The 15,205-nt window shown below is 73.0% G+C and carries 11 protein-coding genes; 4 read left to right on the forward strand and 7 right to left on the reverse strand.

Annotated features, from left to right (window positions below; translation table 11 throughout):
• The first annotated feature begins 403 nt into the window (after positions 1-403).
• Positions 404-1,354: a hypothetical protein gene (locus OG559_RS11550; RefSeq protein WP_405115033.1), complete on the forward strand. Its 951-nt coding sequence runs from the start codon at positions 404-406 to the stop codon at positions 1,352-1,354.
• A gap of 58 nt (positions 1,355-1,412) precedes the next feature.
• Positions 1,413-1,955: a hypothetical protein gene (locus OG559_RS11555; RefSeq protein WP_405115035.1), complete on the forward strand. Its 543-nt coding sequence runs from the start codon at positions 1,413-1,415 to the stop codon at positions 1,953-1,955.
• A 251-nt stretch (positions 1,956-2,206) separates the two neighbouring features.
• On the opposite strand, the gene OG559_RS11560 is transcribed toward OG559_RS11555, so the two are convergent.
• The 7 genes from OG559_RS11560 to OG559_RS11590 form a co-directional block, all read right to left on the reverse strand.
• Positions 2,207-3,574 carry an acetyl/propionyl/methylcrotonyl-CoA carboxylase subunit alpha gene (locus tag OG559_RS11560; protein WP_405115037.1) on the reverse strand — a complete coding sequence of 456 codons (1,368 nt, stop codon included), beginning with the start codon at positions 3,572-3,574 and terminating at the stop codon, positions 2,207-2,209.
• A 613-nt stretch (positions 3,575-4,187) separates the two neighbouring features.
• A complete protein-coding gene (locus OG559_RS11565; RefSeq protein ID WP_405115039.1) occupies positions 4,188-4,811 on the reverse strand; it encodes a TetR/AcrR family transcriptional regulator in 624 nt (207 codons plus the stop codon).
• A 71-nt stretch (positions 4,812-4,882) separates the two neighbouring features.
• On the reverse strand, positions 4,883-7,732 hold the full coding sequence (locus tag OG559_RS11570) for a hypothetical protein (RefSeq protein ID WP_405115042.1): 2,850 nt from the start codon (positions 7,730-7,732) through the stop codon (positions 4,883-4,885).
• Between the two features lie 7 nt (positions 7,733-7,739).
• Complete coding sequence (locus OG559_RS11575) at positions 7,740-9,527, reverse strand: HSP90 family protein (RefSeq protein WP_405115044.1); 1,788 nt, start codon at positions 9,525-9,527, stop codon at positions 7,740-7,742.
• Positions 9,528-9,619: 92 nt separating this feature from the next.
• Positions 9,620-10,522, reverse strand: a complete 903-nt coding sequence (locus OG559_RS11580; RefSeq protein WP_405115046.1) for a sulfurtransferase — start codon at positions 10,520-10,522, stop codon at positions 9,620-9,622.
• A gap of 47 nt (positions 10,523-10,569) precedes the next feature.
• Positions 10,570-11,016: an imidazolonepropionase-like domain-containing protein gene (locus OG559_RS11585; protein ID WP_405115048.1), complete on the reverse strand. Its 447-nt coding sequence runs from the start codon at positions 11,014-11,016 to the stop codon at positions 10,570-10,572.
• A 1-nt stretch (position 11,017) separates the two neighbouring features.
• Positions 11,018-11,785, reverse strand: a complete 768-nt coding sequence (locus tag OG559_RS11590) for an SGNH/GDSL hydrolase family protein (RefSeq protein ID WP_405115050.1) — start codon at positions 11,783-11,785, stop codon at positions 11,018-11,020.
• A gap of 616 nt (positions 11,786-12,401) precedes the next feature.
• Between OG559_RS11590 and OG559_RS11595 the strand changes: the two genes are divergently transcribed.
• Together OG559_RS11595 and OG559_RS11600 are read left to right on the forward strand one after the other, a co-directional pair.
• Positions 12,402-13,154, forward strand: a complete 753-nt coding sequence (locus OG559_RS11595) for a phytanoyl-CoA dioxygenase family protein (protein WP_396671806.1) — start codon at positions 12,402-12,404, stop codon at positions 13,152-13,154.
• Complete coding sequence (locus OG559_RS11600) at positions 13,151-15,097, forward strand: prolyl oligopeptidase family serine peptidase (protein ID WP_405115052.1); 1,947 nt, start codon at positions 13,151-13,153, stop codon at positions 15,095-15,097. The genes OG559_RS11595 and OG559_RS11600 overlap by 4 nt, the downstream gene beginning before the upstream one ends.
• Positions 15,098-15,205 lie beyond the last annotated feature (108 nt).

The raw sequence follows: 15,205 nt of genomic DNA on the forward strand, positions 1-15,205 counted from the left end.
CGCCATTGTTCGCTCTTCCTCTTCCCATTTCTCCATCCCGGTTACGCAAGATGCACGATGGGATTTCCATCGGCAAGAATGCGCGTCCGATAAACGCCGCCAGGCGGTTCGACGGCAACCGGTCGCACGACGGGAACAACGACCGGTCACGGGTGACCGCGCGGCGTTCTGGCCGGGCGGCAACCCGGCCGGGCGGCCAAAGTGGAGGCTCGGCCGCGGGCCCGCCGCAAGGGTTGTGTCGCAGGAGGTCCGAGCGGGCCTTCCCGACTGAAATCAGACCGTCCTACCCGGACAACCACCCGGCCAGAAAATGACCGTGGGCACAGATCGAGGTATCCGTCGTTCGACCGGAAGGGGTACAAATACGGTTCCCGAATCAGGCAGCTCTGCGAAAGGTCCGGCCATGACCTCCGACACCAGCACGTCACCCTCGCCCCGGGGATGGCATCGGCGGCACTGGCTCGTCTCGCGTGAGCGACTGGCTGATGAGTACGAGTCCCGGTACGGATCCACGGCGGTGTCCGCGTACGGGCTGGCGGTGCGCGACCTCGTCGAGGGCTGCCCGGGGATCGGGGCGGTCGACACCTGGAGCAGGCTGGCCGAGCGGATCTGCCGGAACAAGCCCGCCCGCGACCGGGACGCCTGGCGCAAGCGACTCTCGCGGCACTTCACGGCCGAGACGAAGGGGCCCCCGTGGCAGACCGTCGTCCTGGTCGTCGAGTGCATCGTCGCGGAGGCCGAGCGGGAGGACACGCTCGGCCACTTCGAACGGCTCTACGAGGCGGCCCGGGGTGAGCGCCCGCCGTCGGGCCACCGGACGGCCGACCCGGCGCACCCCGACGCCCTCGACCCGGAGGCGGACGCCGACCGGCCCGACGAGCGCACCCGCACCACGATCGCCCAACTGCTCCGCGAGAACGCCTCGCTGCGGCAGCGGCTGGCCGCCAGCAAGGCCGAGCTGGCCGCCAGCAAGGCCGAGCTGGCCGCCAGCAAGGCCGAGAACGAGCTGCTACGACACGCCCTCAGCACGCCGGCACGGCAGCCGGTCCGGGACGGCTCCCGGCACCGCCCGCTCGGTGGCGAGGCCCGGCCGGAGGACGTGCTGCGGCAACGGGCATCCGTGCCGCCCCTCGGGGCGCCCCGTGGGGGCTGGAACCCCGGCCGGTTCACCGCCCCGCCCGCGGCCGGGAAGCCCCCCGCCACCCCGGCCACGACCAACGACGCCCCGGCCGGTCGGCACCGGTCGCCCCTGCTCGATCAGGTATGGGCCGCGCCCCGCCCCACCGACCCATTCCCCGCCGCGTACCAGGTCGACCCGCTCCCGCACGCCCCCGGCGGTGTCCATCGGGGGTGATCGGGCAGCGCTCGGGCGTGCTCACCTCGCTACGCCAACGGGATCGCCGGATCCATGCATGGCTGCTAATCTCGCCGCCGTGGACAAAACAGCAGAAGAGGACTTGAGGCGCGAGGCGTTGCAGATGCGCCAGCGGATCAGCCGGCTCGAGACGACCCTGCTGCACCTCGTGTCACTAACTGCTGCCGGCCTGATCATCACCGGGCTGCTGCTTCCGTACGCTGCCTTCGAGGAGAAGGAGAAGCTGTACGACGAGAGCCTGCTGACGATCGGATTCACCGCAGGCAAGGCCGACGGGTTCTTCGCCGTGGTGTTCCTCGGTCTCCTCGTGGTCACAGGCGCGACGCTCATTTTCCTCTGCGTCGCCGGCGAGCGCTCGGCGAGCCGCGCCGCGGAGCGCATCGGGCTCGTCCTCGGCTGGCTCCTGCTGCTCTCGGCCGCAGGAGCATGGCTGCTCGCGAGCCTCCCGGCCGTCGAATGGAACAAGGGGCCGGGAGCGGTGGTGTACGCCGTGGGAGCAGCGCTCGCGTTCGTCGTGCTCGTCACCCAGAAGGGGCGCGACTTCTGGGTCGCCGAGCGCCGCGGAGAGATCCGCCCTTGAGCTGTCCGGACGGGACGTCGTCAACGTCCTCGTCCGGATCCCGCCCGGCGCACCGTGGTCGCTCGCGGGCGCAGGGCTCCGGCCGGCCCGACCGCTTCCCGGCCACCCGGGCGGGCACCGCCGCCGCCCGATACCTGACTACTGGCAACGCGTCCCCCGTCCCGCCGGCTCCATCGCGTTCGTGCCGTTCATGCCCGTCCCGTTCATCGGGTGGGCGGGCTCGATGGCAACGGACCGGCGGGCCGGAACGGTCAGCGCATCCGGCCGACAATGCCGGTGTCGTAGTCGCCGGAGAGGAATTCCTCGTTCTCCAGAAGTTCGGCGTGGAAGGGGAGGTTGCACTTCGGTCCGGCGATCTCGAAGGCCGCCACGGCCGCCCGGGCCCGCTCGACGGCCTCCGACCGGTCGCTGCCGCTGACGACGAGCTTGGCCATCAGACTGTCGTAGAACGGGGTCACCGTGTTGCCGGCGACGTAACCGGAGTCGACCCGTACCCCCTCGCCCGTCGGCTCGTTCCAGGTCCTGATCACGCCCGGGCCGGGCAGGAACCGCTTCGGGTCCTCGGCGTTGATCCGCAGCTCGATGGCGTGTCCGCGCGGGACGATCGTGTCCGGGTCGAACGTCGGGGCGAGGCCGGAGGCCACCCGGAGCTGCTCCTCGACCAGGTCGACGCCGTAGACGTACTCGGTGACCGGGTGCTCCACCTGAAGTCGGGTGTTCATCTCCAGGAAGAAGAACTCCTCCGAGCCGGGACCAGCGCCCTCGACGTCCCGCCGGCGCGGGACCAACAGACACTCGACGGTGCCCGCGTTGCGGTAGCCGACCGCCTCGCCCGCGCGCACCGCGGCGGCGAGGATGCGCTCGCGCAACTCCGGCGAGACCGCCGGGGACGGGGACTCCTCGACCAGCTTCTGGTTGCGCCGCTGAACCGAGCACTCCCGCTCGCCGAGCGCCACCACCCGGCCGTCGGCCAGGCCGAGAATCTGCACCTCGACGTGGCGTACCCGGGGGAAGTACCGCTCGATCAGCACCGAGCCGTCGCCGAACATCCGCTCGGCGAACGAGCGCACCTTGTCGTACTCGGTGCGCAGCCCGGCCTCGTCGGTGGCCACGCCCATGCCCATGCCGCCGCCGCCGGCCGCCGCCTTGACCATCACCGGGTAGCCGATCTCGGTGGCGGCGGCGACCGCCGCGTCCACGTCGGCCGCCGGGTCGGTGGTGCCCGGCGCGACCGGGACCCCGGCCGCAGCCATCAGGTTCCGAGCGTTGATCTTGTCGCCCATCGCGGTGATCGCGTCCGCGCCGGGCCCGACCCAGACCAGCCCGCCGGCCTCGACGGTACGGGCGAAGTCGGCGTTCTCCGACAGGAAGCCGTAGCCGGGGTGGATCGCCTGCGCGCCGGTCGACTTGGCGGCGGCGAGGATCGCCTCGACGTTGCGGTAGCTCTGGGCCGGGTTGGCCGGGCCGACACAGACCGCCTCGTCGGCCTCGGTGACGAACGGCAGGTCGGCGTCGGCCTCCGAGTGCACCGCGATCGCGCGGATCCCGAGCCGCTTCGCGGTACGGATGACCCGGCGGGCGATCTCGCCCCGGTTGGCGACCAGCAGCGACTCGATCATGTTCTCCTCCAGTGTCCAAACGGTGGGACGGAGGCAAGGAAACCACGAGTGACCCGTCCCCCACGAGTCGAGCCGTAGCCGGGGAGTTTCAGGGAGGACGCTCAACGACGCGCCCGACGTCCCGCCGCAGTGCCTCGCCGCCGTTGGCGCCAGGGCCGGTGTCGAAGTCGGCCTGCCTCGGCTCGGCCCGTGCGGTGGGCGCGGGTCGGCGCGGCGCCTGGGGTGGGCGCGGGTGTGGCCCGCCCCCGCTCCGGGCCATCAGGTCTGCTCCCTGAGCGGGCGAACCCCAGCGAACCCCTGGCATGGTCCCTGGTCCGTACAACGGGCACGATCGAGCGGATCTTGCACGTCTGACCGGACCGGCGGCGGTTCCCCGGGAGGCCGCCGACCCCGGAACTGGTAGATCTTGGAAGCAACCGGCCCCTCCAGGGGCCGAAATCTTCCAAGATCTACCCGATCTCCGCAACGTGGTTCCGGGGCGGGCATTTCTGCGTTGGGACCGCAGCGGGTGACGCCGGGCTGCCGAGCCGCCGCCCTGGCGGCCGAAGGTCGAGCGCCGGCAGCCCGATGTTCAGGCTGACGCGATCGCCGAAGCAACTCCCCGGTGTGCGGCTCAGGCAGCCGTCTCGGTCAGCAGGGCGGCCAGGGTGGCGGCGCGCAGCAGGGCGGCACGGCGCCGCCGGTCCACCTCACCGCCGAGGAACGGTGTCGAGTTCATCAGGCCGAACGCCGCGTGCGCCAGCACCCGCGCCTCGCCGGCGGGCTGCCCCGGGTGCAGTGCGGTCAGCACGGTCACCCACTCCTCGACGTACAGCCGCTGAAGCCGGCGGATGCGCCGACGCGGCTCGTCCGGCAGCCGGTCCAACTCGTGCAGGTGAAGCGCGATCACGGCCGGATTGGCGAGCGCGAACTCGACGTGGAAGTCGATCAGCGACTCCAGCGTGCCGCCCGGGTCGTCCGGGTGGCCGGCGGCCCGCTCCCGCCCGCCGTCGAGCAGCCCCTCGCTGACCGGAACCAGCGCGGCGACCAGCATCGCCTCCTTGCCGGCGAAGTGGTGGTAGAGGGCGGGGCCGGTGACTCCGGCGGCGGCGCCGATATCGTCCATCGACACGCCGTGATAGCCCCGCGCCGCGAAGAGCCCGACCGCGATCTCCAGGATCTCGTCCCGCCGGGACCGTCGCCGACCCGTACCCGCCACGCCGCCCGCCGTCCCCCGTGCCCGCTGCTCCACGCTCACCCGGCAAGCCTAGACCCGCCCCCGGACGGGGTGGGGCTCGGTTACCCGTCGGTCGTATCCGCCGGCCCCGGTCAGTCCTCCTCGTCGTCGGTCAGCCCGTGCTTTGCGCGGACCGCCGCCGCCTCGTCCGGGCGGCCCAACTCGTCGAGCGCCCCCGCAAGCAGCCAGGCGGCCCGGGCCGCCGACCGGGAGCCGGGAGGCAGCCCGCCCAGCACCTCGCGCAGCAGCGGCTCGGCCTCGCCGGGTCGGCCGGCGTGCACCAGCGTCTCGCCGGTGAGCAGTTCCGCCCGGGCCGCCTCGCCGAAGGCCTCGATCGACCGCAACCGGGCCGGGATCCCGGCCAACCGGTCCAGCGCCTCGTCCGTTCGGCCGGCGCCGGCCAGCACCCGGGCCGCCGCCTCGGCGGCCAGCGCCACCTCGTACGTCACCACCGGCGGTTGCTCCGGCTGACCGGTCAGCGTGGTCGCGAGCCCGTCGCAGACCTCGACCGCGCGGATCGCCGCCGGCCCGTCGCCTGCCCAGAAGAGCGCGTCCACCTCGCGGCGGCGGGCGCGCAGCTCGTCGACCGGGGCCCCGGCCAGCCGGTACGCCGTCGCCGCCTCGGCGAACCGCTGCCCCGCCAACGCGTCCCGGTCGGCGTCGTAGAGCAGGCCTCCGGCCTCCTCCAGAACCTGCGCCCGGTGCGGCAGGTTGTCCGGCCCGTCGAGGTTGCGGGCCAGCAGGGCCAGCAGGGCCAGCGCCGGTTCCAGCTCGCCCAGGTCGACGTAGATCCCGACCAGCAGATGCCGGCAGCGGTCCGCCTCGGCCTGGGCCCCGAGCCGGTCCAGACCGAGCACCGCCTCCTCGGCCACCTCGGCCGCCTCCGCGGGCCGCCCGGCGATCCGGTACGCGTTCGCCAGCTCCCAGCGCAGGAAGGCGTCCCCGTCGGCGCCCTGTTCCACGCAGAGGGTCACCGCCTCGGCGAAGTCCTCCACCGCCTCGGCCGCCCGCTGCGCGGCCAGCAGCGCCCGGGCCCGGAACACCCGGACCGGGAGCCGGGCGTCCGGTGGGGCGGTGCGCAGCGCCTCGTCGCAGGCCGCCACCGTCTCGGCGGTGTCGTCCACCGCCCGGGCGTACGCGAGCGCGGCGGCGGTGACCAGCTCGCCGACGCCCACCTCCCGGGCCAGCCGGCGGGCCTTCCCGGCCGCCGCCCGGAACTCCTCGGGCCGGTCCAGCTCCTCCAGCACGTGCGCGCGGTGCAGCGCCGCCCGGGCGGCCAACCACGGATCGTCGTACGCCTCGGCGGCGGCCCGGTCCGCGGCGGCCAGCGCCTCGGCCCAGCGTTCGAGGTGCGCCAGCGCCAGCGCGAGCCGGTCGTGCGCGGCGGCCCGCTCCCGGGCGTCGGCGTGCGCGGCGAGGAAGTCGGCGGCCTCCCGGACCAGCTCCAGCCCCTCCTCGGCCTCCCCGCTCATGCAGAGCAGCACCCCGAGCCGGCCGGCCACCACCTGCGCCCGGACCTGGTCGCCCAGCTCCCGGTACGCGGCCAGCGCCGCCCGGCTCGCGTCCCGCGCCGCCTCCGGGCCGTCGGTCTCGGTCAGCTCGCCCGCCCGCAGCTCCAGCCGGCGGGCCGTTGTCCGGGGCGACGCCTCGGCGGCGCCGAACCGCTCGTCGTATGCGGCCAGCGCGGCGATCAGCCCCGACCGGCGGTGGGTGCGCAGGCACTCGTCGGCCAGGTCGAGCAACTCGTCGGCGGTGGCGTCGGCCGGGACGGCCGGCTCCTCGGCCGGGGGCGCCGCCGGCTGCGGGGACCGGGCCGGATCGGTCGGGCTGCGGCGCAGGCTGGCCGAGAGCGGCAGGTGCTCACCGGCGGGCCCGGTGGCCAGCCGCCGGGCGATCCGCTCCGACTGGTGCGAGGTGCCGTTGCGGGCGTCGAACCGGGCGGCCAGCGCCGTCGCCGTGTCGGTCAGCTCGGCGGCCAGCGCGGCGGCGGACACCTCAGCCGCCGGCCGTTCGCCGGCCGCCCGACGGTGCAGCGTGACGTCGCCCGCCCCGGCGGCCCGGCGCAACGCGGCGGCGGCCGCCGCCGCGAAGTGCATCGCGGCGGCCGGGGTGGGCGCCCGGTCCAGCCAGTCCAGGTGCCGCTCGACGATCTCCACGGCCCGGGCCTCGTTGCCGGTCAGCGTGCAGAACTCGACGTGGTCCCCGATGTCCCACAGGTCCGACAGGTTGCCCCGCAGCCGCCGGTACGCCTCCCGGTGCGCGTCCCGGGCTGCCTCGCCCCGCCCCGTGCGCAGGTACGGCACGAGCAGCGCGGTGAGGATCGCCTGCGGCTGCTCCGTGCAGGTCAGCCGGCCGGCGAGGACCGGCTCGGCCAGCGCCACCGCCTCGTCGTGCTGGCCGACGTGGGCGAGGTGGGCGACCTGGGTGGTGGGGTCGCAGCCTGCGCAGTCGGACAGCTCGTCGCGCGGGGCGGTCAGCCACTCCCGGTACCACCGCTCGGCGGCCTCGGCGTCGCCCACGTGGTCGGCGACCAGGTAGCGGTGCTTGTGCACGGCCTGGAGGCTGTGCCCGGCGTCCCGGTACCGGCGCTCCATGTCGTCGAGCACCGCGTACGTGCGGTCCAGCGGCAGCTCGGGGAACTTCAGCATGGCGTTGACCATGTACTTGAAGTGCCAGAGGAGCTGGTGGGCGTAGCCCTGGTGGTACGGCTGCGGGTCCCGGTCGAACTCGGCCAGGCACCAGGAGAAGGTGACGAAGGACTTGCCCGCCTCACCGCCGTAGACGTACCCGGTGGTGGCCTGCATCCGGACGGCGAACGCCAGGTGCCGGTCGTCCCCGGTGTCGGCCCGGCGTAGCAGCTGCTCCAGGGCGGCCGTCCGCCCCGCCCCGTACGGCATTTCGGTGGTCCCGTGCAGCATCCGCCACAGGTCGTCCTCGCTCATCGCGGCCTCACTCCCGTCCCGGTACGGCCCGGCCGAGCAGGCCGAGGAAGGAACTGTTCAGCAGCGCGGCGTCGGCCGGGCGGATGGGATGGTGCCCGAGCAGCAGGGCCTGCCCGTACAGCGCCTCGATGGCGAGCCCGACCAGCTCCGGGTCGTCGAGGGTGGTGACCCGGCGGACCAGCGGGTTGCGGTGGTTGAGCACGAGCTGCGGGCGGTCCGGCGGGGCGGAGGCGGCGAGCGCGTCGAGCACCCCGCCCCACAGCTCGTCGGCCCGGTCCCGGGTCGCGGCGAGCTGGTCGTTGAACGCCGCCGACCGGCTGACCAGGTAGAGCGCCGGCAGCGACACCGGGTCGTACGCCCGGATCACCACCTCGCAGCCGAGCCGTTCCAGGGCCCGCTGCGCCCCGGCGAGGAACGGCCGCAGGGCCAGCTCCACCTGCGGTTCGAGGGCGTCGAAGCGGGTGGTCAGGTCGCTGGGCTCCAGCCGTTCGATGAGCGCCGACCGGTCCACCGTCGGCAGCCGCTCGATCAGCTCGGTGTCGTACGTGTAGCCGGCGTTGACCACGGCCAGGTCCTGCGCGGCGGCGACGGCGGCGAGCTGGCGGAACTCGTCCAGGCCGGCGGCGTACCGGATCAGGCCGTGCTGCTGGCGGAACTCCGCCAGGGTGAGCGTGCCGACGTTGGTGTCCATCGGCCACCACTGGTCGACCAGGCGGAGCATCTCGTCGTCGTGCAGGGCGAGCGCCTTGACCCCCAGGTGGTGCACCTGGAGGAACTCGGCGAGCCGGCGCGGGTCGTGCCGGGCCAGCCGGACCAGCCAGCCGCGCACCTGCGCGCCCAGGGCCTCCCGGGTCGCGGTCAGCAGGGTGTCCTCGTAGAGCGCCTCGCGGCTGGCGGTGGGGCGCAGCTCGCTGGCGTCCACCACGCAGTGGGCGAAGAACGCCCAGTCGGGCAGCAGGCCGTCGGCGTGCTCGGTGAGCAGCATCCGCTTCAGGTACACCCGGTGGCCGGCGCGGGCGGCCGGGTTCACCGGGGTCGGCAGGATGAACGCGACGCCGGTCAGCCCCGCCTCCGGCACGGACAGCGGCACCACGTCGAACGGGTCGACGCCGAGGTGCTGGCGGGCGTACCGGAGCAGGGCCGGGCGGTCGGCGGGCATGCCGGGCGCGGTCGGCCAGGGTGGGTCCCCGGCGGTGGTGACCGCGTCGCCGACCCGGACGGTGACCGGCAGCAGCGAGCCGTAGAGCCGGGCCAGGTCGGCGACCGTCGCGGTGGCGAGCCACTGGCCGGCGTCGCGACGCGGCACCAGGGTCACGGTCGTCCCCGGCTCGGCCCGCCGCTGCCCGGCGGGGGCGGTCGCGACGGCGTACCGGCCGTCGGAGTACCCGGTCCACAGCACCGTCGGCTCGTCGGCGTGCCGGGTGACCACCCGGATCTCGTCGGCGACCAGGAAGCAGGAGAGCAGCCCGATGCCGAACTGGCCGAGGAACTCGTGGCGGGAGAAGCCCAGCTCGTCCCGCTTCGAGCTGCGGCCGATGGTGGCCAGCAGCTCGTGCACCTGCGCCTCGGTGAGGCCGATGCCGGTGTCGTGCACCCGCAGCGTGCCGTCGCCGGTCAGCTCGGGCGGCTCGATGCGGACCAACGCCGGGGCGTCGGGCTCGGTGGCCCGGCGCGCGGTGATCGCGTCCACCGCGTTCTGCATGAGCTCACGGACGTAGACCCGCGGGCTGCCGTAGAGATGATGACTGAGCAGGTCGACCACGCCTCGGAGGTCGACCTGGAAGGTGCGGTCCACGCCTGCTGCTCCCCGGTCCGGTGCCGGCGCTCACCGTACCGGTGATCACCGACGGCCGGCTGCCCGCCGTACGCCGGAACGGGAACCGCCGGTCAGCCGGCGAGGCCGCCCGGCTGGTCGCCCCGCACGACGGGGGCCCGGACCAGGTTGCCCCACTCGGTCCACGAGCCGTCGTAGTTGCGCACCTGCGGGTAGCCGAGCAGGTGACGCAACACGAACCAGGTGTGGCTGGACCGTTCCCCGATCCGGCAGTACGCCACCACGTCGTCGGCCGGGCTCAGCCCGAGCTGGTCGGCGTAGATGGCGCGCAGTTCGTCGGCGGACCGGAACGTGCCGTCGTCGTTCGCGGCGGATTTCCACGGCTTGTTCACCGCGCCCGGGATGTGCCCGCCGCGCAGCGCGCCCTCCTGCGGATAGTCCGGCATGTGCAGCATCTCGCCGGTGTACTCGCCGGGCGAGCGCACGTCGACCAGCGGCCGGCCGGCGGCCACGTGCGCCATCACCTGCTCCCGGTAGGCCCGCAGCGGCGCGTCGTCGCGCTGCGGCACCGGGTACTCCGCCCGGGGCCGGGCGGCCTTCTCCCGGGTCAGTTCGCGCCCCTCGGCAAGCCACTTCTGCCGGCCGCCGTCGAGCAGCCGCACGTCGGCGTGCCCGAAGAGCGAGAAGACCCAGAGCGCGTACGCGGCCCACCAGTTGAAGTTGTCGCCGTAGAAGACGACGGTGTCGTCGCGGCCGACGCCCTTGGCGGCACACAGCTCGGCGAAGCTCTTCGCGTCCAGGTAGTCCCGGGTCACCTGGTCGTTCAGCTCGGTGTGCCAGTCGACCTTCACGGCACCCGGGATGTGCCCGGTGTCGTAGAGCAGCACGTCCTCGTCGGACTCGACCACCACCAGCCCCTCGTCGCCCAGGTGCTCGGCCAGCCACCCGGTGGTGACCAGCCGCTGCGGGTCGGCGTACGACTGGAGGCGAGGGTCCGGATCACTCGGAACAGGCATAAGCCCCAAGGTACGCCCGATCCGCGGGCCACGCGGGCCGAGGACGGTCAGGCCCGGCGATACACCAGTCGGCCGGCCACCACCGTGGCGAGGCAGGTTCCGTCGTCGGCGAAGACGGCCAGGTCGGCCCGTCCGCCGACGACAAGCGCGGGCGGCCGTAGCCGATCGAGGATCGCGACGTCGCCGCGGACCGCCGCCGCCCGCAGGCCCGGGTCGGTGAGGTGCGCGGCCGGGACCGCCGCCGCCCCGGAGCGGAACAGCGCGTGCACCCGCTCGCGCGGGGTGGGGGCGGCCGGCAGCGGCCCGTCGTGCACCAGCGCCGGACCGAGCGTCCCGGCCCACCGCCGCACCCGCACCCCGGGGTACGCCGCGAGCAGCTCGTCCAGCGGCGCGACCGCCTCGATCCGGCTCCCGGCCACCAGCACGGCCCCGCCGGGCCCCGGCGGATCGTCGAGGGTGTGCCGCAGCAGCCGCGCGGCGTGCAGGGTGGGCACGTCAGTCGGCGAACGGGCCGAGTCGGGGCCGCTTCGCGGTGACCGTGTCCCCGGACGACCGGCCGGTCAGCCGGCGCTTGATCCACGGGGCCAGGTGCCGGCCCGCCCAACGGAGGTCGGCGGCGCGGGCGGCCAGCCAGGGCGTCGGCGCGGGGTGCGGCGGGACCATGAGCCACTCCTCGTCGCAGCCGACCCCGAGCGCGGTCAACACCTGCGCGGCGACCCGCCGGTGCCCGGCCGCCGACAGGTGCAGCCGGTCGGTGCTCCAGAGCATCGGGTTGAGGAAGGTGTCGTCGGCGTACAGGTCGACCAGGATCGCGCCGTGCCGCTCGGCGGTCGCCCCGACCGCCTGGTTGAGCAGTTGGACCCGGGGGGCGACCAGGCGCTGGCCGGGCAGCCGGGCCATCACGTCGGCGAACCGGAACAGCACCACGTCCGCGCCGCCCGAGCGCAGTCGGCCGACCACGTCGTCGAAGCGGGCCGCCAGGGCGTCCGGGTCGAAGGTGCGGCGCAGCACGTCGTTGCCGCCGGCCGCGAAGCTGATCAGGTCGGACTTCATCGCCAGCGCAGCCGGCACCTGTTCGGCCACGACGTTGGGGAAGAGCCGGCCCCGGATCGCCAGGTTCGCGTACCGGAAGTCGGGGCCGGCCCCGGCCGCCAGCCGGGTGGCCACCAGGTCCGCCCAGCCGCGGTAGGAGCCGTCCGGGTACGCGTCGTCCATGCCCTCGGTGAAGCTGTCCCCCACCGCCACGAAACTGCGCCAGCGCACGCCGCCTCCCGTGTCCTCGGATCGTTCCGCGGCGATCAGTCTGGCACTGCGGCGGTTACCCCGGGCACCGGCCCGAGGGGGGACGTGTCACAGGTCCCAGGGAGCGCCCGTGAGCTGGTGCGGGCAGACCGGTGGCCGGCCGCCTGGCGGCAGGGCGATCCCCGGGCGTTATCCGCGCACGTTGCTCGATGAGTGCGTTCTGTTTGGTAAAGGGCGTAGATGCTTCCCCACGGATCGGTCCACAATCTGTATCGGCGCAATAACGCGATCGCAGAGCGCACTGTTTGCGATTCGTTCTGCAACCGTCGTCCGGGCTTGGACCTGCGCCCGGTCGGAGCCGTATCGGCCCCCCTGGCCGGGGTTCCGCAAACTCGCCACATGTGCTTTGATGGCTCCACGCTGTATCGATGTATCTTCGATTCAACAGGATTCCCGACCTCGCCGCTACCGGCTTTGACCGTTGGTTGCGTAACGTAACCTCTATTTATGCGTTGCGTAACATCAAATTGGACTAGGGGTTTACCACATGGTGGCAAATGGCAAGACGTCTGCCGGTGGAGGCTTTGAAGTCGAGTACAACATCAATGACCGGAATAATGGTTACCCCGTTCGTTCCGTGCGGGTCGAGGCCACCCAGGACGAGCTGGCCGGGTTCCAGAAGGACGGCTATCTGCTACGCCGAGGGCTGGTCCCGAAGGAGTGGATCGCGGAGTTCGGGGCGGCCCTGGACCGGATCGCGGCCGAGGAGATCAGCCACCCGACTGCGGAGCGGTTGCCGAACAACGGGCTGTACATCCGCGCCCTGCTGGACAAGGACGAGGTCTTCCACCGGCTGATCCGCTACCAGCCGACCCTCTCCGTGGCGCGCTACCTGCTCGGTCCCCAGGTCGCCTTCGGCGTGGAGGCCCGGATGGCCTTCGAGGGCGTGGCCAACGCCGGGGTCAACTGGCACATCCACCTGCGGGTGGTCCCCGATCCGATGCCGCCGTACTTCGTGTACCCCCACCAGGTGCACGGCCTCATCTACCTCGACCGGGTCGGCGCCGACGAGGGCGCGCTCTGTGTGCTGCCCGGAAGCCACCAGCAGACGACCCTGAAGCTGCCCAACGACTCCTCGGACCAGCCCGGTCAGCAGAAGCTCTACTTCGAGCCGGGCGACTGCATCCTGATGCACGGCAACCTGTGGCACCGTACCGAGCCGACCGCCGAGACCTGTGGGCGACGCCGGCTGATCCTGTTCGGCTACTCGCCGTCCTGGCTCAAGAGCGAGATCACCCGTGGTGTGCCGGTGTCCTCGGCGCTCACCGACGAGCTCCGCGCGAGCGGCGACCCGGAGATCGTGGAGCTTCTCGACGGGTTCCACTGGTGAGGTCGGTCGCCACCACGGCACCGTACGGATCCTGGAAGTCCCCTGTCAGCGAGGACCTGCTGGCCGAGGACCGGGTGGTGCCGAGCTGTCCGCTGGTCGTCGGACCAGCCGTTCTCTGGGTCGAGCTGCGGCCGGCCGAAGGTGGCCGCTACGTGCTGGTCCAGCAGGTCGGGGACGGGCCGCCCACGGACCTGACCACCTCGGGGTTCAGCGTCCGCAGCCTCGTCTACGAGTACGGCGGGCTCGCCTACGCCGGGTCGTCGCGGCACATCTTCTTCGTCAACGGCGACGACCAGCGGATCTACCGGATGGACCGGGAAGACGGGTCCGTCCGGCCGATAACCCCCGCGGTTGCCGACCGTCGGGTGCGCTTCGGTGATCTCACCCTCAGCCCGGACGAGAGCCGAGTGGTCTGCATCCGGGAACGGCACACCGACGAGGGCGTACGACACGACATCGTCGCGGTGCCCACCTCGGGCGCAGCCGACCCGGTGCCGCTCTGCGGCGGGCACGACTTCGTGACGGGGCCCCGGTTCTCACCCGACGGGTCCCGGCTCACCTGGCTCACCTGGGACCACCCGAACATGCCGTGGGACGGCACCGAGCTGTGGGAAGGCACTCTCGGCCCGTCAGGTGACCTGGTCGGGACGCGACTCGTGGCCGGCAGCCGGACGGAGTCGGTCGTCCACCCCGGCTACGCCCCGGACGGCACGCTGTACTACGTGTCCGACCGGTCCGGCTTCTGGAACGTCTACCGCGACGACGGCGTGCGGGGGTACCGAATCGGCGGTCTGGACGCGGAGTTCGCGGAACCGTCGTGGTACTTCGGGGAGCGTCCCTACGGCTTTCTCGCCGACGGCACCCTGGTCGCGGTGTGGACCAGGGACAACAGTGGTCAGTTGGGCCTGTCGGAACCGGACGGGGAGCGGTTCGTTCCGATAGATACGGGCTTCACCTCCTTCACCGATCTGTGTGTCGCCGGGAGTCGCGCGGTCGCGGTGTGTGGTTCGGCGGACCAGGTGAGTGCGGTCGTGGAACTCGATCTCACCGGCGGCAGGCAACACCGTGTGTTGCGGAGCAGCCGCCGTACGCTGGTCGGACCTGAGTACCTGTCGACGCCGCGCTACCTCGAGTACGAATCGACGGACGGCGCCACGGCACGGATGTTGTACTACCCGCCGCGCAACGGCGATTTCACCGCACCGCCCGGGGAACTGCCCCCGCTGATCGTCCTCTGTCACGGCGGACCGACATTCTCGGCATCCCCGGCACTGAACTACGCCGTGCAGTTCTGGACCAGCCGCGGCTTCGCCCTGGCGGACGTCGACTACCGGGGCAGCTCCGGCCACGGACGCCGGTACCGGGAGGCACTGCGCGGCCGCTGGGGCGTCGTCGATGTCGCCGACTGCGAGCACGCGGCCCGCCGGCTGGTGAAGTCGGGGTTGGCCGACCCGGACCGGCTGATCGTCAAGGGAGCGAGTTCGGGTGGCTTCACCGCGCTCTGCGCGGCCACCTTCGGTGACCTCTTCGCGGTCGGGGTGTCCTACTACGGGGTGGCGGACGCCACCTCGATAGCCGCGGGCACCCACAAGTTCGAGTCGTCATACCTGGAGTTCCTCATCGGCAGCCTGCCCCGGGACGTCGACCGGTTCCGGGAGCGCTCGCCGCTGTTCAACCTGGACCGGCTCAGGGTGCCGCTGTTGCTCTTCCAGGGCGCCGAGGACCGGGTGGTGCCGCCGGACCAGACGGCCCGACTGGCCGAGGCGCTGCGACACCGGGGCGTCCCGTACCAGTACGTCGAGTTTCCCGGTGAGCAGCACGGGTTCCGGCTGGCCGAGACGATCCGTACGGTCGCCCGCACCGAACTCGCCTTCTACGGCGCGGTCCTCGGCTTCGCGCCGGCCGGGTCGCCCGGGTCCGGGGCGATGGAGGAGGCGCCGTGAAGGCAGAGAACCGCCGGCCCAGGCGCGGTCCGGCTCGCCGGTGAGAGGTACCGGGTGCTCGGCACGCCGGCTGTGACCACCGACCGGTTTCATCTGTAGGAGACGAAT

The sequence above is a fragment of the Micromonospora sp. NBC_01405 genome, from assembly GCF_045040155.1.
In the GTDB taxonomy this organism is placed as follows: domain Bacteria; phylum Actinomycetota; class Actinomycetes; order Mycobacteriales; family Micromonosporaceae; genus Micromonospora.

Bases quoted from the DNA above. Each gene is read 5' to 3' on its own strand.
- OG559_RS11570 (WP_405115042.1), bottom strand. From the start codon at position 7,732: ATGAGCGAGGACGACCTGTGGCGGATGCTGCACGGGACCACCGAAATG.
- OG559_RS11580 (WP_405115046.1), bottom strand. From the start codon at position 10,522: ATGCCTGTTCCGAGTGATCCGGACCCTCGCCTCCAGTCGTACGCCGAC.
- OG559_RS11555 (WP_405115035.1), top strand. From the start codon at position 1,413: ATGGCTGCTAATCTCGCCGCCGTGGACAAAACAGCAGAAGAGGACTTG.
- OG559_RS11560 (WP_405115037.1), bottom strand. From the start codon at position 3,574: ATGATCGAGTCGCTGCTGGTCGCCAACCGGGGCGAGATCGCCCGCCGG.
- OG559_RS11550 (WP_405115033.1), top strand. From the start codon at position 404: ATGACCTCCGACACCAGCACGTCACCCTCGCCCCGGGGATGGCATCGG.